The organism is Streptomyces sp. NPDC001549 (genome assembly GCF_042894025.1).
Lineage (GTDB): Bacteria > Actinomycetota > Actinomycetes > Streptomycetales > Streptomycetaceae > Streptomyces > Streptomyces kutzneri.
In genome coordinates this window covers 153,459-174,283 of the sequence record NZ_JBIAVJ010000014.1, presented here as the reverse complement: position 1 = coordinate 174,283, position 20,825 = coordinate 153,459, and the positions used below count along the sequence as shown (strand labels likewise).

At 71.8% G+C, this 20,825-nt stretch carries 21 protein-coding genes; 8 read left to right on the top strand and 13 right to left on the bottom strand.

Annotated features, from left to right (window positions below):
- Positions 1 to 21 precede the first annotated feature (21 nt).
- Positions 22 to 1,053, bottom strand: a complete 1,032-nt coding sequence (locus ACFY04_RS23315) for an LLM class flavin-dependent oxidoreductase (protein ID WP_389119284.1) — start codon at positions 1,051 to 1,053, stop codon at positions 22 to 24.
- Positions 1,054 to 1,281: 228 nt separating this feature from the next.
- Here ACFY04_RS23315 and ACFY04_RS23310 point away from each other — a divergent pair, with 228 nt between their 5' ends.
- Positions 1,282 to 1,608: a hypothetical protein gene (locus ACFY04_RS23310; RefSeq protein WP_030009607.1), complete on the top strand. Its 327-nt coding sequence runs from the start codon at positions 1,282 to 1,284 to the stop codon at positions 1,606 to 1,608.
- Positions 1,609 to 1,610: 2 nt separating this feature from the next.
- Here the strand turns inward: ACFY04_RS23310 and ACFY04_RS23305 are convergent, their stop codons facing one another.
- The 7 genes from ACFY04_RS23305 to mce all read right to left on the bottom strand — a co-directional run bounded on the left by ACFY04_RS23305 (position 1,611) and on the right by mce (position 11,913).
- Positions 1,611 to 2,447, bottom strand: a complete 837-nt coding sequence (locus ACFY04_RS23305) for an ABC transporter permease (protein ID WP_389119282.1) — start codon at positions 2,445 to 2,447, stop codon at positions 1,611 to 1,613.
- Positions 2,444 to 3,574, bottom strand: a complete 1,131-nt coding sequence (locus ACFY04_RS23300; RefSeq protein ID WP_389119280.1) for an ABC transporter ATP-binding protein — start codon at positions 3,572 to 3,574, stop codon at positions 2,444 to 2,446. Before ACFY04_RS23300 ends, ACFY04_RS23305 begins: the two co-directional genes overlap by 4 nt.
- 153 nt (positions 3,575 to 3,727) lie before the next feature.
- Positions 3,728 to 4,504 carry an ABC transporter permease subunit gene (locus ACFY04_RS23295; protein ID WP_389119278.1) on the bottom strand — a complete coding sequence of 259 codons (777 nt, stop codon included), beginning with the start codon at positions 4,502 to 4,504 and terminating at the stop codon, positions 3,728 to 3,730.
- Positions 4,505 to 4,506: 2 nt separating this feature from the next.
- Positions 4,507 to 5,502 (bottom strand): ABC transporter ATP-binding protein, encoded by a 996-nt coding sequence (locus ACFY04_RS23290; protein ID WP_389119276.1) that lies wholly within the window; start codon positions 5,500 to 5,502, stop codon positions 4,507 to 4,509.
- A gap of 101 nt (positions 5,503 to 5,603) precedes the next feature.
- Positions 5,604 to 6,542, bottom strand: a complete 939-nt coding sequence (locus ACFY04_RS23285; protein ID WP_389119274.1) for a cellulose-binding protein — start codon at positions 6,540 to 6,542, stop codon at positions 5,604 to 5,606.
- A 195-nt stretch (positions 6,543 to 6,737) separates the two neighbouring features.
- Positions 6,738 to 11,294: a polarized growth protein Scy gene (gene scy, locus ACFY04_RS23280; RefSeq protein ID WP_389119273.1), complete on the bottom strand. Its 4,557-nt coding sequence runs from the start codon at positions 11,292 to 11,294 to the stop codon at positions 6,738 to 6,740.
- Between the two features lie 190 nt (positions 11,295 to 11,484).
- Positions 11,485 to 11,913, bottom strand: a complete 429-nt coding sequence (gene mce, locus ACFY04_RS23275; RefSeq protein ID WP_008738238.1) for a methylmalonyl-CoA epimerase — start codon at positions 11,911 to 11,913, stop codon at positions 11,485 to 11,487.
- Between the two features lie 135 nt (positions 11,914 to 12,048).
- Between mce and ACFY04_RS23270 the strand changes: the two genes are divergently transcribed.
- Both ACFY04_RS23270 and meaB read left to right on the top strand, forming a co-directional pair.
- Positions 12,049 to 13,248 (top strand): acetyl-CoA C-acetyltransferase, encoded by a 1,200-nt coding sequence (locus ACFY04_RS23270; RefSeq protein WP_389119271.1) that lies wholly within the window; start codon positions 12,049 to 12,051, stop codon positions 13,246 to 13,248.
- Between the two features lie 102 nt (positions 13,249 to 13,350).
- Positions 13,351 to 14,313, top strand: coding sequence for a methylmalonyl Co-A mutase-associated GTPase MeaB (gene meaB / locus ACFY04_RS23265; protein WP_389119270.1), 963 nt, complete (start codon positions 13,351 to 13,353; stop codon positions 14,311 to 14,313).
- A gap of 60 nt (positions 14,314 to 14,373) precedes the next feature.
- Here the strand turns inward: meaB and ACFY04_RS23260 are convergent, their stop codons facing one another.
- The 5 genes from ACFY04_RS23260 to ACFY04_RS23240 form a co-directional block, all read right to left on the bottom strand.
- Positions 14,374 to 14,943: a PepSY domain-containing protein gene (locus ACFY04_RS23260; RefSeq protein ID WP_389119269.1), complete on the bottom strand. Its 570-nt coding sequence runs from the start codon at positions 14,941 to 14,943 to the stop codon at positions 14,374 to 14,376.
- Positions 14,944 to 15,073: 130 nt separating this feature from the next.
- Positions 15,074 to 15,577 (bottom strand): MarR family transcriptional regulator, encoded by a 504-nt coding sequence (locus ACFY04_RS23255; RefSeq protein ID WP_030009701.1) that lies wholly within the window; start codon positions 15,575 to 15,577, stop codon positions 15,074 to 15,076.
- A 65-nt stretch (positions 15,578 to 15,642) separates the two neighbouring features.
- A complete protein-coding gene (locus ACFY04_RS23250; RefSeq protein WP_389119331.1) occupies positions 15,643 to 16,446 on the bottom strand; it encodes an AIM24 family protein in 804 nt (267 codons plus the stop codon).
- A gap of 11 nt (positions 16,447 to 16,457) precedes the next feature.
- Complete coding sequence (locus tag ACFY04_RS23245; protein ID WP_030009699.1) at positions 16,458 to 17,108, bottom strand: AIM24 family protein; 651 nt, start codon at positions 17,106 to 17,108, stop codon at positions 16,458 to 16,460.
- Positions 17,108 to 17,746 (bottom strand): AIM24 family protein, encoded by a 639-nt coding sequence (locus ACFY04_RS23240; protein ID WP_030009698.1) that lies wholly within the window; start codon positions 17,744 to 17,746, stop codon positions 17,108 to 17,110. The genes ACFY04_RS23245 and ACFY04_RS23240 overlap by 1 nt, the downstream gene beginning before the upstream one ends.
- 187 nt (positions 17,747 to 17,933) lie before the next feature.
- On the opposite strand from ACFY04_RS23240, the gene ACFY04_RS23235 reads away from it, so the two are divergent.
- From ACFY04_RS23235 to ACFY04_RS23215, 5 genes are all read left to right on the top strand, one after another.
- On the top strand, positions 17,934 to 18,281 hold the full coding sequence (locus ACFY04_RS23235) for a DUF3817 domain-containing protein (protein WP_389119267.1): 348 nt from the start codon (positions 17,934 to 17,936) through the stop codon (positions 18,279 to 18,281).
- Positions 18,278 to 18,574: an MTH1187 family thiamine-binding protein gene (locus ACFY04_RS23230; protein ID WP_252309841.1), complete on the top strand. Its 297-nt coding sequence runs from the start codon at positions 18,278 to 18,280 to the stop codon at positions 18,572 to 18,574. Before ACFY04_RS23235 ends, ACFY04_RS23230 begins: the two co-directional genes overlap by 4 nt.
- A 171-nt stretch (positions 18,575 to 18,745) precedes the next feature.
- On the top strand, positions 18,746 to 19,444 hold the full coding sequence (locus ACFY04_RS23225) for a hypothetical protein (protein WP_389119266.1): 699 nt from the start codon (positions 18,746 to 18,748) through the stop codon (positions 19,442 to 19,444).
- Positions 19,441 to 20,130 carry a DUF4166 domain-containing protein gene (locus tag ACFY04_RS23220; RefSeq protein WP_266482533.1) on the top strand — a complete coding sequence of 230 codons (690 nt, stop codon included), beginning with the start codon at positions 19,441 to 19,443 and terminating at the stop codon, positions 20,128 to 20,130. Before ACFY04_RS23225 ends, ACFY04_RS23220 begins: the two co-directional genes overlap by 4 nt.
- Positions 20,127 to 20,756, top strand: coding sequence for a TetR/AcrR family transcriptional regulator (locus ACFY04_RS23215; protein ID WP_389119264.1), 630 nt, complete (start codon positions 20,127 to 20,129; stop codon positions 20,754 to 20,756). Before ACFY04_RS23220 ends, ACFY04_RS23215 begins: the two co-directional genes overlap by 4 nt.
- Positions 20,757 to 20,825: the final 69 nt, after the last annotated feature.

Genomic DNA, 20,825 nt, shown 5'->3' with positions numbered 1-20,825 from the left:
AGGTGGGGCCGACGGGCCGTCTCAGCCGAGGCGGGGAAGGACTTCGGCGCCGAGCCGGCGTACGTTCTCCTCCGTCGCGGCGAGATCGCCCGAGCCCTCCGTCAGGAGGGCGAAGCGCGTGATGCCCGTCCGTGCCGACGTGGCCGCCAGCCGGTCCGCCGCCACCTCCGGGGTACCCACCGGGTGCAGGTCGCACAACAGTTCCGTATAGGCGACCGGATCCCGCATCGCACGCTCCCGGCCGTCCACCGTCACATGCGCGTCGAGGCCCTGCTTGAGCCAGCCCGGCATCGCCTTCAGCAGGGTCTCGCGCGCGTCCGCCGTACGGTCCGCGATCTGGCACACCCCGGCGGAGACGTGCCCCGCGCCGGCCACGTGCTCGCGTGAGTGACCCGCCGCCAGCGCCGTGCTGCGCCACAGCGCGACCATCTCGGCCTTGCTGTCGTCCCCGCAGTGCATCCCGAGGAGCATCGGCAGCCCCCGCTCCGCGGCCATCCGTACCGATGCCGGCGAGGTGCAGGCCACGATGACCTCGGGCCCCGCCGCGTCCCCGTCCAGGGCCTCCGAGGGCCGCGGTACGACATCCACCTCGCGGAATCCGTACCGCTCGCCGGCGGCGCCCACCCGTGCCCGGGTCAGCCAGCGCCGCAGCAGGTCCAGGGCCTCCGGGAAGCCGTTCTCGTAACTGTCCAGGCCGCCCCCGAACACCTCCAGGTCGACCCACGGCCCGCCGCGGCCCACCCCGAGGGTGAACCGGCCGCCCGAGGTCACGTGCAGCAGGGCCGCCTGCTCCCCGAGCGCCACCGGGTGCGTGCTGGGCAGCACGCTCACCGCCGTGCCCACCCGCAGCCGCCGGGTCCGGCCCAGCAGCAGGGCCGCCAGGGTCACCGCCGACGGGCAGACCCCGTACGGCACGAAGTGGTGCTCGGCGAGCCAGACCGAGTCGAGCCCGGCCTCCTCGGCCACCTCGGCGGTCCGCACCGCCCGGTGCAGTGCCTCTCCCTGTCCCTGACCCGGGAACTGGGCCGCCAGTACAAACGCTCCTACGCGCATCGCCTTTAGCCTCCTCGCGGCTGACGCGGCCTCCCCCAGGTTGACCGGTTCTTCCTATGGCAACAACGTCTGACACGTGCCAAAGGCACGGGCTGACACGAAAGTTATTGGGATTGTCGGGCCATTCCTCTTCGCGCGGCCGCCTTCCTCGGCAACCCTGCGGGTACCCGGCCCGCTGCGCGTAGTCTGGGAGAAAGTCACTGCCGTCCGCCCATCCGTGAGGTATACGTGTCACCGCGCAACAACCGCCCCAGGGGCGGCGAGACCCCGGACGAACGCCCCAGCACCGGCCTCGACCGCTACGGGCTGGAGCGCACGGAGGAGTACCAGGGCGAGGACTGGAAGGTCCGGCACGTGGCCGGCGCGAGCGCGGCGGGCAAGCGCTACCGCTGCCCCGGCTGCGACCAGGAGATCCCCTCCGGCACCCCGCACCTGGTGGCCTGGCCCGAGTACGGCGGCGTGGACGACCGCCGGCACTGGCACAAGGCCTGCTGGAACGCGAAGGACCGCCGCACCTCGAAGGTGCAGCGGTCCCGCAACGCTCCCAGGTACTAGGCCTAGACGTCCCGGCGGCCGACGACCACGTACGAGCCGGCCACTGCGGTCCCGGTGACCAGCACGATCAGCGCCAGGTGCGCGAAGATGCTCGGAGACGGGCCGAGGTCGCCGCCCTCCGACAGGCCGAACAGCTGCATCATCGCCACCGGTACGTTGTGCCGCAGGATGAGCCGCCCGATGGGCTCGACGGCCACCCACATGCTGAGCATGCCCCCGATCACCGGCGGCAGCGTGACCAGGCCCAGCATCATGGCGATCGCCCCGGCCGAGTGCCGCACCAGCGCACCGATCGCGAGCGCGAGCACGCCGAGCAGGGTGACGTAGCCGCAGCCGAGCAGTGCCCCGAACCACTCGCCGGCCGCGTGCGGGCCGGACGCGGTGCCGCCGCGTACGACCGCCGCGGAGACCCCGACCACGAAGACCGACAGTGTGGTGGTGACGAAGGCCGTCATGCTGAAGACGAGGTACTTCGCGGTGAGCACCCGGTGCCGGTCGGGGGCGGCCGTGAAGGTGGTCCGCACCAGCCCGGTGCCGTGCTCCGAGCTGATGGTCAGCACGCCGAGGACGATCACCGCGAGCTGGCCGACCAGCAGGCCGATCAGGGCGGGCGTGGTGAAGTTGATCTGCGCGAAGTCCTCGTCCCCGGTCTGCGCGACGACGAGCAGGCCGACACCGACCACGATCAGCACGAGCGAGCCCAGCGTCCACAGGGTGGAGCGGAGCGAGACCAGTTTGGTCCACTCCGAGGCCAGGGCGTGCCCCAGGTGCGGCCGCGGCGTGGCCAGGGGGGAGCTGTAGCTCCCGGGCTGCTCCGCGGTCGTGGTCGTCGGGGTCATCGGGTGTCCTCGGGGGTGTGCGGGGTGGTGTTCCTGGTGGTGCTCGCGAGCTCGCCCGGCTTGCTGGGCATCAGGAACGGCTGCCCGCCCGCCCCGGGCGGCGGCGGAGCGTAGAAACCGTTCTGCGGGACCTCGGGGGCGGCCTCCGCCTCGTCCTCCCAGGCCGGGAGGGAGAGCGGCTCCGGCTCCCACAGCTCGGCCCGCGGGTCGTCGGTGGAGGTGTACTCGACCGTGGACTGGGTCATCCGCATGTACGCCTCCTCCAGCGAGGCCCGGTGCGGTGACAGCTCCCACAGCCGGACACCGGCCGCGTGCGCCAGGTCCGAGATCCGCGGCAGCTCCAGCCCGGTCACGCGGAGTGCTCCGTCGGGCTCCTGGAGGACCTGCCCGCCCGCCTTGGTGAGAGTCGTACCCAGCGTCTCCCGGCCATGACGATCAGTGTCGGCCGCGCGCACCCGAGCGAATCCGGCCGAGTTGTGCGCGATGAACTCCTGGGTTCCCATGTCGGCCAGCAGCCGCCCCCGGCCGATCACGATCAGGTGGTCGGCGGTCAGCGCCATCTCGCTCATCAGGTGCGAGGAGACCAGGACGGTGCGGCCCTCGGAGGCGAGGCGGCGCATGAGATTGCGGACCCAGAGGATGCCCTCGGGGTCGAGACCGTTGACCGGCTCGTCGAACAGGAGCACCTGCGGGTCGCCGAGCAGGGCGGTGGCGATGCCGAGCCGCTGGCCCATGCCGAGCGAGAAGCCCTTCGTACGCTGCCGGGCGGCGTCCTGGAGGCCGACCACGGCCAGCACCTCGTCCACCCGCTTCTCCGGGATCCCGGAGAGCTGGGCGATGGAGAGCAGGTGGGCCCGGGCCCGGCGGCCGCCGTGCACGGCCTTGGCATCGAGCAGGGCCCCGACGTGCCGCTGGGCGTTCGGCAGCTCCCGGAAGGGCCGGCCGTTGATCGTGACGTGGCCGGATGTGGGTCGGTCCAGGCCGACGATCATGCGCATGGTGGTGGACTTGCCGGAGCCGTTGGGCCCCAGGAATCCGGTGACGTGACCCGGCTTGACCTGGAAGGACAGCTGGTCGACGGCGGTCTTCGCGCCGTAGCGCTTGGTCAGGCCGACTGCCTCGATCATCTTGCTGCCCCTTACCAGGCCGGGACGACTTTCGCCCGCGTAAGGGTTAAGAGGATAACGAGGTTCCTGCGGTTCCGTCCCGGGCCGGATCCCTGAGGTGCCCCTGAGACCGACCCGGGCATCACCCGTAGTACTTCAGCAGGGGGCCGGCCGTCAGGCGTCCCTCTTCTTGAGGACGAGGTAGCCCCCGAGTACGGCTGCCAGCGTCCACAGGGTCATGATCCCGAGGCCGCCCCAGGGCCCGTACGGGGTGTCCGGGGAGTCCATTCCGTTCGGCACGACCTGCATGATCTTGGATCCGGCCTGATTGGGCAGGTACATGCCCACCTTTCGGGTCGCCTCGGCGATGGACAGGATGGCCGGGAGCACCAGGATGAAGGGGATCATGAGGCACATGGACAGGACCGAACTGCGCAGCAGTGCGGTCACTCCCATCGAGAGCAGGGCGAGCAGGGCCATGTAGAGGCCCGCGCCGACCACCGCCCGCAGCACGTTCTCCGCACCGATCCCGATACTGCGGTCGCCGAGCAGCGCCTGACCGAGGAAGAAGGAGAGGAAGCTGGTGAGGAGGCCGACCACCAGGGCCAGGGCGGTCGCCACCGTGAGCTTGCCGAGCAGGAAGTACTCGCGCCGGGGTACGGCGGCCAGCGAGGTGCGGATCATGCCGGTGCTGTACTCGGTACCGACCACCAGCGCCCCGAAGACGATCATCGCCAGCTGACCGAGGGTCATCCCGGCGAAGCTCGCCTGGGTGGGGTCGAAGGTGGCCTGCTGGGCCGGGGGCATGTCCTGGAAGCTCGCGTTGATGAACGCGCAGATCGCGGCGCTGACGCCGACGGTGACCACCAGCGAGACGATCAGCGTCCAGCTGGTGGAGGCGACCGTGCGGATCTTGGTCCACTCGGACTGCAGGACGGCGGTGAAGGCCATGCTCACTCACCGCCCTTGCGCGTCGCCTCGTAGCCGGCGCCCCAGGCGGGGACGTCGGCCGGCCGGGCCGGGTTGTCGGCAGCCATGCCCGGTGCGTGGGCGTGGTACTCGACCGAGTCCGCCGTCATGCGCATGAACGCTTCCTCCAGTGAAGCCCGTTGCGGGCTGAGCTCGTGCAGCACGATCTGGTGCTGGGCGGCCAGCTCGCCGAGCTGCTCCGCACTCACGCCGTCGATCTCCAGGGTGCCGGTGGCGGGAACGCTCACGGCGTTGATCCCGGCCTCGTGCAGGACGTCTTTCAGCCGCTCCTGCTGCGGCGAGCGCAGCCGGACGTAGCTGCGCGAGTTCTGCTGGATGAAATCGGCCATCGGCAGGTCTGCCAGCAGCTTTCCCTGTCCGATCACCACCAAATGATCTGCAGTCAGCGCCATTTCGCTCATCAGATGGGAGGAGACGAAGATCGTCCTCCCCTCCGCCGCCAGGCCCTTCATCAGATTGCGGATCCAGAGAATTCCCTCGGGATCCAGGCCGTTGACCGGCTCGTCGAACATCAGGATTTCCGGATCGCCCAGCAATGCGGAGGCGATTCCCAGCCGTTGGCTCATTCCGAGCGAAAATCCTTTGGACTTCTTCTTCGCCACGGCCGTCAGGCCGACCAGATCCAGTACCTCGTCGACCCGCTGCCGCGGGATGCTGTTCGACTGGGCGAGACAAAGAAGGTTGTTGTATGCACTTCGGCCACCGTGCATGGCCTTCGCGTCCAGCAGCGCCCCCACGTGCTTCAGCGGCTCCGGCAGGTCGCGGTAGTGCTTGCCGTAGACCCGGACCGTGCCGCTGGTCGGGTTGTCGAGGTCGAGCATCATGCGCATGGTCGTGGACTTGCCGGCACCGTTCGGACCGAGGAAGCCGGTCACCACCCCCGGTCTGACCTGGAAACTGAGGTGATCCACGGCGGTCGTCGCGCCGAATCGCTTGGTGAGGCCCTCAAGCTCGATCATGCGGCCACGCTAGAACGCCCGAGGGCCCTATGCCACCTCAAAAGATGACATAGGGCCCTCGATCGGGCACATGGGGCGTGGTGTGCCCCGCCCGTAGATGATCAGCGGCTCTGCTGCGCCGGCACGCCGCGGGTGACGGGCTCGTCGTCCACGATCGGGGTGGCCGCCGCGACGGCCGCACCGGTGAGCGTCGCCAGCATTTCGCGGACGTTGGTCAGCTGTGCGTTGATCGAGTCGCGGCGGTTGGTGAGCGCCGCCAGCTCGCGCTCGGACTCGCTGCGGATACGGTCCGCCTTGGCGTTGGCGTCGGCCACGATGTCCTCGGCCTGGCGCTGCGCGGTCTCCACGGTCTGGCGGGCCCGGCGCTCCGCGTCCGTACGCAGCTTCTCGGCCTCCAGGCGCAGCTGCTCGGCGCGGTGCTCGATCTCCGCGAGACGCTTCTCGGCCTTGGCCTGGCGGGAGGCCAGGTCGCGCTCGGACTGCTCACGGCGCTTGGCCAGGTTGGTCTCGAAGTCCGCGGCGGCCTGGGCGGCCTTCGCGCGGGTCTCCTCGAAGAGGGCGTCGGCCTCCTCGCGCTTGGAGGCCGCGTCCTTCTGGGCCTCGGCGCGCAGGGTCGACGCGTCGCCCTTGGCCTTCTCGACGATGCGGACGCCCTCGTCCTCCGCCTTCGTCTTGCGGTCGGCGGCGAACGACTCGGCGTCGTTGCGCACGGTCTGGGCAGCCGACTCGGCGAGCTCACGGTGCTGCTCGGCCGCGCGACGGGCCTCCTCGCGCAGGTCCTTCGCCTCCTCCTCGGCCAGCCGCAGGATCTTCTCGACCCGGGCGCCGAGGCCGGCGTACGACGGCTCGGCGTCGCTCACCTGGGCCTGGGCGTTCTGCGTCTCGAGGTGCAACTCCTCGATCCGCTTTTCCAGAGAGTTGATACGTCCAAGGGCGCTGTCGCGGTCGGAGACCAGCTTGGTAATGCGGTCGTCCACCTGACCACGGTCGTAACCACGCCGCACGAGCTCGAAGCCGAAGGGGGAGGAAGTGTCGCTCATGGGGTTCCTGTCGAATGAGACCGATGAGGTGCTACGTGAGGTGTTAGGGGAATCCTAGGCGCCCAGGCGGCGTGTCATCGAGTCAATCCGCGTTTGATCTGGACAATGACACCCCTTTTGAGTGGCAAGGCAGCAGAATGCTTGTCACTCGTTCGCCTGAACCTTCATCAGGTGCACACACCCCGGAGCATTTGGCTACCCCTCCGACGCCTTGCCACCCGAACGAGTGGATCCCGCAGTCACTCCGGCCTTCACTCCCCCCGCACCCTGGCCGCCGACCGCCGGCTTTCCGCCGCTCGAAGGCGCCTCGAATGATTCCAACGCCTCAAGAACGTCCTGGACACGGGAGATCTCCGCCTGAATGTCCTCGCGACGGCGCACCAGGACCTCCAGCTCACGGCGGCCCTCCTCGACCAGCTGCTCCGCCTCCGCCTTGGCCTGCGCGAGCGCGCTCTCGGCCTCCCGGGCCAGCTCCGCCTTCTTCTGCTCGGCCTCCTTGAGGAGCGCCTCCGCCTTGCGGACCGCCGCGATGCGCACCTTGCCCGCCTCGCTGCTCGCGTCCGACACCAGCTCCTTGGCCTTCGCCTCGGCCTCGACGCTCTGCTCCGTGGCGGCGCGCACCAGCTTGTCCACGCGTTCGCCGGCCGACTTCATCTGTTCGGCCGACTCCCGGCGGGCCCGCTCGTGCAGCTCCTCGACCTCGCCCTCGACGCGGCCGCGCAGCTCCTCCGCCCGTTCCCTTATGGCAGCCGCGTCCGTGCGCGCGCCGACCAGCAGCTCGTCCGCGTCCGTACGGGCCTTCTCCACCAGGGAGTTGCCCTCGACGGTCGCCTCGGAGGTGATCCGCACGGCCTCCTTGCGGGCCGCGTCGACCATCGCGTCGGCCTGCTCCTCGGCCGCCGTGGTGGCGGCGAGGGCCTGCTTCTGCGCATCGGCCGTGAGCTTCTCGGCTTCCGCCGAGGCCTCCGTGATGAGCCGGTCGACCTGCTCCGCGGCCTCGCTGCGGCGCTTGTTGGCCGCCTCGCGGGCCTCGTCGAGCAGTCGCTCGGACTCGGTACGGGCCGCGCCGCGGGTGCGCTCCGCCTCGGCCGCCGCCTGCGCCTTGACCCGCTCGGCCTCCGACCGGGTGCGGGTCGCGTGCTCCTGCGCCGAGGACAGCGCCTCCGACGCGTCCGCGCGCAGCCGCTCGGCCTCGGCGGCCGCCTCGCCGACCGTGCGCTCGTTGTCCTTGCGGGTCTGCTCGGTGAGCTTCTCCGTCTCGGAGACGGCCTCGGTGACGAGCCGGTCCGCCTGCTCGGCCGCCTCGGTACGCAGCCGGTTCGCCTCGGCGCGCGCCTCGTCCAGCGTCTGCTCGGCGTCGCGCTCGGCGCCCGCCAGGGTCTCGTTCGCCGCGACCGTGACCCGGTCCGCCTCCGCGGTGGCCTCGCCGATGATCCGGCCGCCCTCCGCGCGGGCTTCGTCCAGCACCCGGGCCGCCTCGGCGCGCACCCGGTCGGCCTCCGCCGCGGCTTCGCCGACGGTGGCCTGGTTGGCCACACGGGTCTCGTCGATCAGACGGTCGCCCTCGGCACGCGAGTCGACCATGATCCGCGCGGCGTCGCGCTCGGCGCTCGCCAGCGTCTCGGCAGCCTGCGCCTTGAGCCGGACCGCCGCGGTGGTGAGCCGCTCGGCCTCCAGCGTCGCCTCGCCGACCGTGGCCGCGTTCGCGGCGCGGGTCTCGTCGGTGAGCCGGTCGGCCTCCGCCGCGGCCTCGGAGATGAGCCGGTCGACCTGCTCCGCGGCCTCGGTACGCAGCCGGTTGCCGTCGGCCCGTGCCTCGTCCAGGGTGTTCGCGGCCTCGGTGCGGGTGGCCTCGGCGGCCTCGGCCGCCTCGGCGGTGACCCGCGCGGCCTCCGCCTCGGCGTCGCCGACGGTGGCCGCGTTCGCGGCGCGGGTCTCCTCGGTGAGCCGCTCGGCCTCCGCCGCCGCCTCGGCGGTGATCCGGGCCCCCTCGGCGCGGGCGGACTCCAGGGACTCCGCCGCCTCGCCGCGGATGCGGTTCGCGTCGTTCCGGGCGTCGGCCCGGGTACGCGCCGCGTCCCGCTCGGAGGCGGCCAGCGCGTCCGTGGCCTCCGTACGCACCCGCTGCGCGTACTCGGCGGTGTCGCTGCGCAGCTGCTCCGCCTCGGCGATGGCCTCGCCGACCGTACGCTCCGCCAGTGCCTTCGCCGCGTCCGTCTCGGCCCGCGCCTCGCTGCGGACCCGGTTGGCGTCCTCGGTGGCCCGCTCCCGTTCCGCGTAGGCGTCCGCACGGACCCGGCCGGCCTCTTCCTCGGCCTCCGTCTTCGTACGCTCCGCCGCGTGCTCGGCGGCGTTGCGCAGCCCGGCGATCTCCTCCTCGGCCTGCTCGTGCAGCCCGGCCACGGAGTCCCGTACCTGCTGTGCGGTGGCCTCCGCCGCCGACACGACCTCCGACGCGCGCCGCTCGGCCTCCTCGGTCAGCCAGACCGCCTCGGCCTGCGCCTCCTCGGAGCGCTTGCGGGCCTGCGCCAGCAGTTCCTCGCTCTGCTCGCGGGCCTGGGCCCGCTCGTTGTCCGCGTCGGTCCGCGCCGACGCCAGGGTCTCCTCGGACTCCCGGCGGCGCCGGGCGGCCTCCTCCTGCGCGGCGGCCAGCGCCTCCGCGGCCTCCTCGGCGACCCGCTCTGCGGCGGCCTTCGCCTCCGCGCGCAGCCGGTCCGCGGTCTCCTGGGCCTCGGAGCGCACCCGCTCCGCCTCGGCCTCGGCCTCACCGCGCAGCCGCACGGCGGACTGCTCGGCCTCGGCGCGCACCCGGCCGGCGTCCTGCGCCGCGTCGGTGCTCAGCTGGTCGGCCTCGGCCTCCGCCTGCGTCTGCAGGGTGCGGATCCGCTCCGCCGACTCGGCGCGCAGCCGGTCGTTCTCCTCCGTGGTCTCCCGGCGGATGTTCTCCGCCGCACCGCGGGCGTCACGCAGCGTCTGCTCGGCCGTCGTCAGCCGGGTCTCGGCCTCCGTGTGCAGCCGTACGAGCTCCTCGTCGGCCTCCGCCCGCTTGGCGGCCAGCGCCTGCTCGGTCTCCTGGCGCCGGGCGACCGCCGCCGCGTCCGCCTCGGCCCGTACGCCCTCGGCCTGCTCCTCGGCCTCGGCGCGCAGCCGCTCGGCCTCGGCGCGGGTCCGCTCCAGGGTCTCCTCGGCCTGCTTGCGCAGCGTGCCGGCCCGTTCCACGGCCTCGGCGCGCACCCGCTCGCTCTCGGCGGTCGCGCCGCCGCGCAGCTCGTCCGCGTCCGCCTTGGCCTTGCCGAGCAGCTCCTCGGCGGTCCGGGCCGCCTCCTCGATCTGCTGGACGGCCTCGCGGCGGGCCTCGCCGCGGATCCGCTCGCCCTCGGCGACGGCCTCGGCGCGCAGCTGCTCGGCCTCGCCGCGCAGCCGCCGGGCCTCCGACTGGAGCTCGACCGTGCGGGCCCGGTACTCCTCGGTGTCGTCCTTCGCCGCGCCCTTGAGCTCGTCGGCCGTGGCCGCCGCCTGCAGGCGCAGCCGGTCGGCCTCGGTCTCGGCCTCGCGGCGGATCCGCTCGGCCTCCTCGGACGCGGCCCGGGTGGTGGCCCGGGCGTCCTCCGAGGCCTTGTTCAGTACGTCCTCGGCGGTGCGGGCGGCCTTCGCCAGCTGCGCCGCCATGTCCTCGGCCGCGGCCGTACGGGCCTGCTCGCCGACCTCGGTGCGCTGCCGCTCGGCGTCCGCGCGGGCGTCGGCCAGGACCTGCTCGGCCTCCGCCTTGAGGGCCTCGGCCTCCTTGGTGGCCTCGCCGACCAGCCGGGCGACCTGCTCCTTGGCGGTGCGGGTGCGCTGCTCGTTGACGGACTCCGCCGACGTCAGCTGCCGGGTGGCGCTCTCCTTCGCCTCCGAGAGGAGCTTCTCCGCCTCGGTACGGGCCTCGCGCAGCGCGGAATCCGCTTCCTGCACGCGGGATTCGGCCAGCCGGCCCAGATCCAGGGTCTGCTGGCGGGTGTGCTCGGCCTCGGCGGTGGTGGTGGAGCGCAGCCGCTCCGCGTGCTCGCTGGCCTCCTGGGCCTGCGAGGAGGCGGCGGTCAGCAGCCGCTCGGCCTCCTTGCGGGCACGCAGCAGGGTGGCCTCGGCCTCCCCGCGGGCGGCCTCCGCGTCCGCGGCCATCCGGCGCCGGGTCTCCTCGGCGACCCGGGCGGCTTCGGCGCGGGCGGCGTTCAGGGACTGCTCGGCCTCGGCGCGGGACTCCTCCATGAGGCGGCGCGCCTGGGCCTCGGTACGGGCGCGCAACTGCTCGGCCCAGGCCACGTTCTCGTTGACGTGGGCCTCGACGGTCTGGCGCCGCTCGCCCAGCTCCTGGTCCAGGCGCTGGCGGCGGTTGACGGCCTCGGCGTGCAGCTCGGCCTGCAGCCGCGCCTGGTGCTCGGCGTGCTCCTGGAGGATGCGCTGGGTCTGGGCCCGGGCTTCACGAAGTTCGCGCTCGGCGTCCGAGCGCATCTGGTCGGCCTGGATCTGGGCATTGCGGAGCAGCTGCTCCGCCTGGTATCCCATGTCCGCGCCGTCGTAGGCGGGGCGGGACGCCAGAGCGCGCCGTACCTCGTGCAGCTTGGCGCGCAGCACCTCGACCTGGTATCCCAGGTCCTCGGCGTGCTGGACGGCCTTCCCGCGCTCCTTCTTCAGCCGCTCCATCTCGGCTTCGAAGCGCGAGAGATGGTCGGCTTCGGCCTGATGGCTCTCCTGGCTTTCGTAGCCCCGCACAGCGCGGTCCCATCCGTCCCCTGGTCGCAAGCTCACTCCCAATGAGCATCGCTCGCCCGCTGAACGACGCCCCCGGGGGAATGGTGTCAGATACCGGCAGGGGTCACAGGCCCCGACCCCGTTTCCGCACCGAACCCCGGCCGAGCCATGGCCACTCTACCGGCCGGGGAATCGGGCCATCAGTAGTCCATCAGTGCTCGGGGTTCGAGGTGACCAGTTCGGTGAGAACGCCGTGGCAGTCCTTGGGGTGCAGGAAGGTGATGGAGGAGCCCATGGAACCGGTGCGGGGCTGGTCGTAGAGGACGCGGACGCCCTTGCCGCGGATGGCCTCGGAGTCCCCCTGGACGTCCTCGGTGCCGAAGGCGATGTGGTGGACGCCCTCGCCGTTCTTGGCCAGCCATTTGCCGACGGCGGAGTCCTCGCGGGTGGGCTCCAGGAGCTGGAGGTACGAGGCGCCGCCGTCGGACGTCTCGTTGATCTTCAACATGGCCTCGCGGACCCCCTGCTCCTCGTTGACCTCGGAGTGGAACACCTCGAAGCCGTACGTGGCACGGTAGAACTCGACAGTCTTGTCCAGGTCGAAGCAGGCGATCCCGATGTGGTCGATTCTTGTCAGCATGGTGACAGTGCACTCCTGAAGGGGGTGGTCACGCAACGTGCGCGCGATCACACCGGCAGCCCGGTGACCGCTGCGGTACCGCCCAGTACATTCACGTAAACCCTCGTTCACTCCTCATCCAAGGGGCTGTGCCTCATGTCCGGATCGAACAACACCACTTCTGTGATCGTCGCCGGGGCCCGCACGCCCATGGGGCGGCTGCTCGGCTCGCTGAAGTCCTTCTCGGGTGCCGACCTCGGCGGCTTCGCCATCAAGTCCGCGCTGGACCGGGCCGGGATCTCCGGCGACCAGGTGCAGTACGTGATCATGGGCCAGGTGCTGCAGGCCGGTGCGGGCCAGATCCCCGCCCGCCAGGCGGCGGTCAAGGCCGGCATCCCGATGAACGTGCCCGCGCTCACGATCAACAAGGTGTGCCTCTCGGGCCTGGACGCGATCGCGCTGGCCGACCAGCTGATCCGCGCCGGGGAGTTCGACATCGTGGTCGCGGGTGGCCAGGAGTCCATGACCAACGCCCCGCACCTGCTGCCCAAGTCGCGCGAGGGCTTCAAGTACGGCGCCATCGAGATGCTGGACGCGATGGCCTACGACGGCCTCACCGACGCCTTCGAGAACATCGCGATGGGCGAGTCCACCGAGAAGCACAACACCCGCCTGGGCATCGAGCGCGCCCCGCAGGACGAATTCGCCGCTTCCTCGCACCAGCGGGCCGCGGCCGCGCAGAAGAACGGCGTCTTCGAGGCCGAGATCGTCCCCGTGGAGATCCCGCAGCGCAAGGGCGACCCGGTGATCTTCTCGACCGACGAGGGCATCCGCCCCGAGACCACGGTGGAGTCCCTCGGCAGGCTGCGTCCGGCCTTCGCCAAGGACGGCACCATCACCGCCGGCACCTCCTCCCAGATCAGCGACGGCGCCGCCGCCGTGGTCGTGATGAGCAAGGCGAAGGCGGAGGAGCTCGGCCTGGAGTGGATCGCCGAGATCGGCGCCCACGGCAACGTGGCCGGCCCCGACAACTCGCTCCAGTCGCAGCCGTCGAACGCGATCCTGCACGCCCTGAAGAAGGAGGGCCTGGAGGTCTCCGACCTGGACCTCATCGAGATCAACGAGGCCTTCGCGGCGGTCGCCGTGCAGTCAATGAAGGACCTCGGCGTGACGCCGGAAAAGGTGAACGTCAACGGTGGCGCCATTGCCCTGGGGCACCCGATCGGCATGTCCGGAGCCCGTGTGGTGCTGCACCTGGCGCTGGAGCTGAAGCGCCGTGGCGGCGGCGTCGGCGCGGCCGCGCTGTGCGGCGGCGGCGGCCAGGGCGACGCTCTGATCGTCCGCGTCGCCAAGTAGGCGGCGCCAGGCCGCCGGCCCCGACGCGGGGGCCGGCGGCCCCCTTCCCCGGGCCTGGCGGCCCTCAGGCATCCCGTACGAGAACCGAGGAGCGCAGCACAGATGACGGCGGTGGACGTCCCCCAGCTGGTGGCCCAGGCCCGTGAGGGCCGGCCGAGAGCGGTGGCCCGGCTGATCTCGCTGGTCGAGGGGGCGTCCCCGCAGCTGCGCGAGGTGATGGCCGCGCTGGCCCCGCTGACGGGCGGTGCGTACGTGGTCGGGCTGACGGGGTCGCCCGGCGTCGGCAAGTCGACCTCGACCTCGGCGCTCGTGTCCGCGTACCGCAAGGCCGGCAAGCGGGTCGGCGTCCTCGCCGTCGACCCGTCCTCGCCCTTCTCGGGCGGGGCGCTGCTCGGCGACCGGGTGCGGATGTCGGACCACGCCTCGGACCCGGGGGTCTACATCCGCTCCATGGCCACCCGCGGCCACCTGGGCGGGCTCGCCTGGGCCGCCCCGCAGGCGATCCGGGTGCTGGACGCGGCCGGCTGCGAGGTGATCCTGGTCGAGACGGTCGGGGTCGGGCAGTCGGAGGTCGAGATCGCCTCCCAGGCCGACACCTCGGTGGTGATGCTGGCCCCCGGGATGGGGGACGGGATCCAGGCGGCCAAGGCGGGCATCCTGGAGATCGGCGACGTCTACGTGGTCAACAAGGCGGACCGGGACGGCGCGGACGCCACCGCCCGGGAGCTGAACCACATGCTGGGCCTGGGCGAGGCCCGGGGCCGGGACGACTGGCGGCCGCCGATCGTGAAGACGGTCGCGGCCCGTGGCCAGGGCATCGACGAGCTGGTCGAGGCGCTGGAGAAGCACCGGGCGTGGATGGACGAGCGCGGCGTGCTGGCCCAGCGCCGGGCGGCCCGGGCGGCCCGGGAGGTCGAGACGATCGCCGTGACGGCGCTGCGGGCGCGGATGGCGGACGTGCACGGTGACGCGCACCTCGACGCGCTGGCCGCCAGAGTGGCCGTGGGCGAGCTGGACCCGTACGCGGCGGCGGACGCGCTGCTGACGACGCTGACGGAGGCGTAGACCCGGTCCGGGCCCCGGCAGGGCGTGTGCGGCGCCGCTGCCCGGGCCCGGCCGGGTACGTCAGGAGTTCTGGTCCGAGTCCGAGTCCGAGTCCGAGTCGGTCTGTGCGGTGACCTTGCCGGTCGTGGGGTCGACGGAGGCGTTCCACGTCTTGCCGTCGGAGCCCCTGACCTCGACGTGCCAGTACGGGGCCTTTCCGTTGTCGCCGGAGTCCCATTCGACGGTCCACGCCGTGCCCGGGTGGGCGGCGACGGCGGCCTTGGCGGCCTGTGCCGCGGTGATCTTGGCCGCGATCAGCCCCTTGTGCTCGCCCGGGTTCTCGTCGGTGTCCACGTTCTCGCGGGTGACCTTGCCCGTGGCGGCGTCGACCTCCAGCTCGGCGTGGCCCTTGCCGTCCTTGGTGATCACGTCCACGTGCCAGACGTTGCCGTCCCGGTCGAGGGACTCGACCACACCCGGGTAGTTCTTGAGGGCGGCGGCGAGGGCCTGCTCGGCCGTGACGTCGGCCCGGGCGGCGGCCACGGGGACGGTTCCCGCCATGTCGGCGGACACCGCGGCGGCGGTCGCCACGGGGCCCGCGACCAGCAGGGCCACGGACGCGGCCGCTGAGACGAACACGTTGCGCTTCATGGGCTGGACCTCCTCAGGCCGGCCCGACGGACACACGGCCGGCAGCGAGCGTTCCCAGCCATTGTCGGGCCGACGGCCGTCCGGGGCGCGACGAGCCCGTGAGGCCCGCGCTGCCCGGACGGCTCCGGCCTCAGACCTTGCCGCGGTTGTCGCGCAGGTGCTCCGCGACCGGGGTCAGCGAGGCGCGCAGCGCCGCCAGTGCCTCCGGCGGCAGCAGGTCGATGAAGTGCCGGCGGACGGACGCCACGTGGTGCGGGGCGACCCGTCGCATCGTCTCCATGCCCTCGTCCGTGAGCACCGCGTACAGGCCGCGGCGGTCGGACTCGCAATTCACCCGGCGGACCAGGCCGGCCGTCTCCATGCGGGTGATCTGGTGCGACAGCCGGCTCTTGGACTGCAGCGTGGCGGTCGCGAGATCGCTCATCCGCATCCGGTGGTCCTGGGACTCCGAGAGGTTCACGAGGATCTCGTAGTCGTTGTTGGTGAGTCCGAAGGGCTGGAGATCCTTTTCCAGCTGGTGCATCAGCAGCCTGCTGACGTCCAGGTGGGTGCGCCAGGCGCACTGCTCGGCGTCGGTCAGCCAGGGGGTCCCCCCAGACGGGGTCTGGGGGAGCGCGGCCGTCTCGGTCTCCATGGTCTCCATGAATGAACTCTACCTAAAAAGTTGAATTGCGTACGAAAAATCTCAGGTCGGGCGGATCACAGTCCGAGGCGGCGCTGGAGATCACCCAGCTGTCCCGGCATACGCGGCACGCCGAGCTGCCCCATCGGACCCTGACCGGCCCCCGGCACGCCCTGTGCGTTGCCCGTGGCCGCCCCGGCACCGACCGTGCCGATCGCCTGCTCCGCCATCAGCATCTCCGACGACTGGAGCAGCACCGTCCCCGCACCGACGAACTCGAACTGGTGCTCCTCGCCCGAGCTGCCCCCGATGCCGGTCAGCGAACGCAGTCCGCCCATCACGCCCGTCATGTAGCCGTGGTCGTAGTGGTGGCATGGCGAGGGGCAGTCCGCCCAGCCCACCAGTGCCTGCGGGTCCACGCGCAGCGGCGGCTCCATGAACACCACCGGTCCGTTGGACGCCGCCACGAACTTCCCGGTTCCGATCAGCGTCAGGAAGCCCGGCACGATCGACTGCTTCAGGGCGAGCGAGGGCTGGTACGCGAGCAGGTTGCCCGACCGGATCGTCAGGTTGCCGTTGTCCAGGTCGTACGAGTTCACGTCGAAGGCCCGGTCGGCCAGCAGCATCTTGCCCGAGCCCTCGGCCACCACCCAGTCACTGGCGTGCAGCGGCGAGTGGAAGCTGGTGCGCAGCAGGCGGTCGAAGCGGCCGTTGCCGATGCCGTTGAACTCGATGTGCCCGTAGTACGAGATCATCTTGCCCTTCTGCAGGAACCACTGGCTCCCCTTGAGTTCCACGCAGAAGGTGTACGCGTTCACGTTGTCGTCGGAGGGCAGCGTGTACGGGTCGTGGACCGTCGGGCCGCCCGGTCCGCCGGTCACAGGGCCAAAGTTCACAGCTTCTCCTCGGAGGCCTGTACGTACACCGCGCCCTGGCCGGACAGCTCCAGCTGGAACGCCTCGCCCGAGCCGCGGCCCACCATGTCCCGCCAGCCGAGGGCGGTGGAGAGCTTGTTGCGCACGTCGCCGTGGTGGGCGACGTAGGCCTGCGGGTCCACGTGGATCGGGCGCTGGGGGGTGATCGGCAGTTCGATGACCCCGCCGTGGGCCATCACGGCGACGGAGCCGTGGCCCTTGAGGGTGGTGGTGAAGAGGCCCTGGCCGGTCACCTGGCCGCGGACCATGCCCATGACCCCGCCCTGGGAGCCCATGAACATCGTGCCCTGCTGGAGGGTGCCGTCGAAGGCGAGCAGCCGGTCGGCCTCGACGTAGAGGGTCTCGCCGGTCAGGTTGATGACCTGGATGTGGTGGCCGCCGTGGCCGAACATCACGGTGCCGCTGCCCTCGACCGCCATCAGCGGGGTCTGCTCGTTCGCCACCCGGCGCCCGATCATGCCCATGACCCCGCCCTGACCGCCGGTCAGGCTCGGGGTGAAGGAGACCTCGCCGCGGTACGCGAGCATGGCGCCGCGCTGGCTGTACATCTTCTGACCCGGGATCACCTGGGCCTCGACCATCTTCGAGTTGATCTCGCGGAACGGCATCAGATGTCGCCCCCGACGGTGTTGCGCTCGCTGGGCTGCACGTAGACCAGGCCCTCGCCCTCGAAGCGGATCTGGAACGCCTCGCCGGAGCCCTCGCCGATGAGTGTGCGGAAGTTCACACCGGACTGGAAGGACTGCTGGAGGTTGCCCGTGTGCGCGATGTACGCGCCGGGGTCGACGGACAGCGGGTACTGGGCGCTCACGCGCAGCACCACGGCCGGGCCGTCGGACATGATCGCGGCCTGGCCCGAGCCCTCGACGGTCGTGGTGAACAGGCCGTTGCCCGTCGTCGCGCCGCGCAGGCCGGTGAAGGTGGTGCCGGTGCGCAGACCGGCGTCGGTGCACAGCAGGTTGCTGGACTCGACGTAGAGCTTCTCACCGCGCAGGTTGACCAGGTTGATCTCGCTCGCGCGGTCGGCGAAGAAGCAGGTGCCGTGCCCCTGCACTTCCATCACTGTCATCTGTTCGCCGGTCAGCCGGCGGGTCACCATGCCGCGGAGGCCTTCGCCGCCGCCGGTCATCTTCTTGAAGGCCATCTGCCCGTCGTACGCGACCATGGAGCCGTTCTTCGCTTTCACGGCATCCCCGGTCAGGTCGACGGCCAGCACCTTGCTGCCTTGGAGTCGGAACTGAGCCACGGGGAGACGTTATCGGCACCGGGCGACCCCGAACAGGGCCCTGTGGACGATATATGCCACACCGGGGAGATATGGGGGCGACCGAGCCCCGCCCGCGGAGGCCGCGGAGCGGGAGGGGTCGGGTCAAGATCCCGTAAAGCGGCTGAGACACTGGGAAGGACCCTGGCCTCCACCCCGAAGGTTCCACGTGGACATCAAGACCGCCTCCGCTCTGCACCGGCTCCGCCTCGTCTCCGTTCCGGAGGCGCTGTCCTTCCCGGCCCTGCTGATCTTCGGTTCGCTGCTGAGCCGGGTCTCGGACATCGACTACCTGCTGATGCCGCTGGGCTTTCTGCACGCGATCCTGTTCATGATCTACGGGGTGCTGCTGCTGGACGTCTGGTACAAGGCGAAGTGGCCGTTCAAGAAGGTCGTGTTCTTCTTCGTCCTCTCCGTGGTGCCCCTGGGCGGCCTCTACGGCGACAAGCTGCTCAAGCGGGAAGAGGCGGACAGTGTGGTGGCGGCCCGCGTCGCGCGCGAGGCGGCCCAGGCATGATCGTCGCGTTCTCGGTGACCCCGCTGGGGGTCGGTGAAGAGGTCGGCGAGTACGTCGCCGACGCGGTCCGGGTGGTCCGCGAGTCCGGGCTGCCGAACCGCACCGACGCGATGTTCACGACCGTGGAAGGCGACTGGGACGCCGTCATGGACGTGGTCCGGCGCGCGGTGGCGGCCGTCGAGGAGCGGGCGCCGCGCGTCTCCTTCATCCTGAAGGCCGACATCCGCCCCGGGGTCCACGACGGGATCACCTCCAAGGTCGAGACGGTGGAGCGGCACCTGGCCGAGGGCTGAGCCGCCCCCACCGGCCCCACTTCCACCGGTATTTCCGAAAGCGCCCCCGGCCTGCAGGCCGGGGGCGCTTTCGCATGCCCGGGAGCCGGGCGGACATGGTTTGAGCGATCGCTCAACTTCCCCTAAGGTGCCGGTTGAGCGATCGCTCAATTCGTGAAACGGGGGGTGGGGATGGGTCTGTACGTCGAGACGCGGATCCGGGCCGGCATGGACGAGCTCTGGGAGCGCAGCCAGGATCCGGCGCAGCACCAGCGGTGGGACCTGCGGTTCACCTCCATCGGCTACCTCCCGCGCGCCGAGGGCGAGCCCCAGCGGTTCCGGTACGCGACCCGCGTGCTGCCGTTCCTCTCCGTCGACGGGACCGGGATCTCCGCCGGGGAACGCCACCGCGCCGACGGCACCCGGGTCTCCGCCCTGCGGTTCGCCTCGGAGCACCCGCTGTCGCTGCTCGCCGAGGGCAGCGGCTACTGGCGCTACGTCCCCGGCCCCGACGGGATCCGCTTCATCACCGGCTACGACTACCGCCCGCGCTGGGGACGCTTCGGGGCCCTCGCCGACCGGCTGGTCTTCCGCCCCCTCATGGGCTGGGCCACCGCCTGGTCCTTCGACCGGCTGCGGCTGTGGTGCGAGCGCGGGACCACCCCGGGCCGCGCCCTCGCCCGCGCGATCGGCGAGAGCGCTCTGCGCGTACTGCTGTCCGTGGCCGCCCTGCTGTACGCGCCGCTGCCGATCGCCCTGTTCGTCCTGGCCGCCGCCCTGCTGTCGCCCCCGCTGCCCGGCACCCCGGCCGCCCGCCGCTGCCTGCGCACCCCGCCCGGCCGCACCCCCGCCTCCGCGCCCCGCCTGCTGAGCACCCTGGAGCCGTCATGACCTCCATCTTCCGGGCCCACATGGGCGCCGACTTCGACCGTCTGCACCCGCGGATCCAGCGCCGCTTCTCGGTGGGGCTCACGAGCGGCGAGGGCTGCATCGGCCGCGGCACCATGGAGCGGATATGGCACGGCCCCGGTTATGTGAAGCCCTTCCTCCGGCTCGGCGGGATGCGCAACATCCTGGTGCCGCGCGAGGGGCGGAACGTCCCCTTCGTCATCGAGAACCTCCCCTACCTCGACTCCTTCGGGCGCGAGACCGTCACCTTCGTACGGACCTTCCAGCTGCCCGGCGGACCCCACCGCTTCGACGCCACGATGGTCCACAGCCCCGAGCGCGACTGCGTCCTCGACTACCTGGGCACCCACCAGCACCTCGCCAGCGACCTGCACATGAGCGCCGAGCCCGACGGCTCGCTGCTCATCCGCTCCGGCGAGCACCGCTTCCGCGAGGGCCCCGTCGACGTCCGCGTCCCCGACCTGATCGGCGGCGACGCCGAGGTCCGCGAGTCCTTCGACGACGCCACCGGCCGGTTCCGGATCCGGGTGCGGGTGGTCAACCGCCGCTTCGGGCCGCTCTTCGGCTACGAGGGCTCCTTCACCGCGCAGTACGTCGACGCCCGCGACCGGTGGGCGACCGGACTCTGCGGCGACCTGCGGCCGGTCCGCGAGGAGGTCCGGGCATGAGCGCCGCCACCAAGGAGAAGCTGCTCGAAGGGGCCCTGCGCACCCTGGCCGAGCAGGGCATCGCCAAGGCCTCCGCCCGCACCGTCGCGGCCACCGCCGGGGTGGGGCAGGGCCTGATCTTCTACCACTTCGGCTCCGTGGACGAGCTGCTCGCCGCGGCCTGCCGGTACGGCGCCGAGCAGCGCGTGGCCCGCTACCGCGACCGCCTCGCCGCCCTGGGCAGCCTCGCCGAACTGCTGGAGTTCGCCCGCGCCATGCACGAGGAGGAGCGGGCCGCCGGGAACGTCGCCCTGCTCGGGCAGCTGCTGGCCGCCGGGCAGACCTCGCCCGTCCTGGCCGCCGCCACCGCCGACGGGCTCGGACTGTGGATCGAGGAGCTGGAGAAGGTCCTCACCCGGCTGCTGGCGGCGACCCCGCTGGACGGGTACGCCGACCCGGCCGGGCTGGCCCTGGCCACGGCCGCCTCCTTCATCGGCATCGAGCTGTACGAAGGGGTCGACCCGCAGGGCGCCGGCAGCGCGCTCGCCGCACTGGAACAGCTCGCCGGACTGGCCACGATGCTGGAAGGTCTCGGCTCCCTGAGCCAGCGCGTGGTGCGGCACGGCCTGCGGCGCGGCACCCGCTGACCCGGGCCGCTCGGGGCGCGCCGCCCGAACCGCCCGCGCGCATCACCCGTACGGCCCTACGGTGCCCGA